General features: G+C 40.3%; 1 protein-coding gene. It reads right to left on the bottom strand.

Annotated features, from left to right (window positions below; translation table 11 throughout):
- A partial coding sequence (locus GILLI_RS18560; protein ID WP_006988913.1) for an Ig-like domain-containing protein occupies window positions 1–1,758 on the bottom strand: 1,758 nt, incomplete at both ends.

The following is a 1,758-nucleotide window of genomic DNA, read 5'->3' on the forward strand; positions in this document are numbered from 1 at the left end:
AGGTGAAGTAAAACTTGCATTGTTTAAAGGTGCTGTAATAGCTACTGCAGGCGCGACATTCACTGGATCCCGCAACCACAATAGTGATTGTTTCAGAAGTAGTTTCAGCTAACTTATCATCTGTGGCTTTTGCAGATAATGCATAATTTCCTGTTGTCACATTATTCCAAGCAAAGCTCCATCCATCGGTGCCATCTAAATCTTCTCCCAATTTTATAGTTCCGTTAAAGAATTCCACTTTGGAAACTGTACCATCAGAATCTGATGCTGTTGCAGTAATGTTGATCGAATGAATTGTTGACGTGTCGGAAGATGGATTAGGATACATTACGAAACTCTCTTCAAAAACAGGTTCTTGGTTACTGATAATTACATTTACACTTTCGGAAGTTGAAACAGCTCCTAAATTATCAATTGCTGTAACAGATAATATATAATTTCCTGTTGCCACATTATTCCACGCAAAGCTCCATCCATCGCTGCCATCTATATCTTCTCCCAATTTTGTGGTGCCTTGGTAGAATTCCACTTTGGAAACCGTACCATCAGAATCGGATGCTGTTGCTGTAATGTTGATCGTAGCAGGTGAAGTAAAACTTGCATTGTTTTCAGGTGCTGTAATAGCTACTGCAGGAGCGATATTCACCGGATCCCCAACCACAATATTGATTGTTTCAGAAGTGGTTTCAGCTAACTTATCATCTGTGGCTTTTGCCGATAATACATAATTGCCTGTTGCCACATTATTCCACGCAAAACTCCATCCATCGCTGCCATCTAAATCTTCTCCCAATTTTATAGTTCCGTTAAAGAATTCCACTTTGAAAACCGTACCGTCAGAATCGGATGCTGTTGATGTAATGTTGATCGAAGCAGGTGAAGTAAAACTTGCATTGTTTAAAGGTGCTGTAATAGCTACTGCAGGTGCGACATTCACTGGATCCCCAACCACAATAGTGATTGTTTCAGAAGTAGTTTCAGCTAACTTATCATCTGTGGCTTTTGCCGATAATACATAATTTCCTGTTGTCACATTATTCCACGCAAAACTCCATCCATCGGTGCCATCTAAATCTTCTCCCAATTTTATAGTTCCGTTAAAGAATTCCACTTTGGAAACTGTACCATCAGAATCTGATGCTGTTGCAGTAATGTTGATCGAAGCAGGTGAAGTAAAACTTGCATTGTTTAAAGGTGCTGTAATAGCTACTTCAGGAGCGACATTCACCGGATCCCCAACCACAATATTGATTGTTTCAGAAGTGGTTTCAGCTGACTTATCATCTGTGGCTTTTGCCGATAATACATAATTGCCTGTTGCCACATTATTCCACGCAAAACTCCATCCATCGCTGCCATCTATATCTTCTCCCAATTTTGTGGTGCCTTGATAGAATTCCACTTTGGAAACCGTACCGTCAGAATCGGATGCTGTTGCAGTAATAGTTATGGCTGCAGGTGAAGTAAAACTTGCATTGTTTAAAGGTGCTGTAATAGCTACTTCAGGAGCGACATTCACCGGATCCCCAACCACAATATTGATTGTTTCAGAAGTGGTTTCAGCTAACTTATCATCTGTGGCTTTTGCCGATAATACATAATTGCCTGTTGCCACATTATTCCACGCAAAACTCCATCCATCGCTGCCATCTAAATCTTCTCCCAATTTTATAGTTCCGTTAAAGAATTCCACTTTGAAAACCGTACCGTCAGAATCGGATGCTGTTGATGTAATGTTGATCGAAGCAGGTGAAGTAA

It is taken from the genome of Gillisia limnaea DSM 15749, assembly GCF_000243235.1.
Lineage (GTDB): Bacteria > Bacteroidota > Bacteroidia > Flavobacteriales > Flavobacteriaceae > Gillisia > Gillisia limnaea.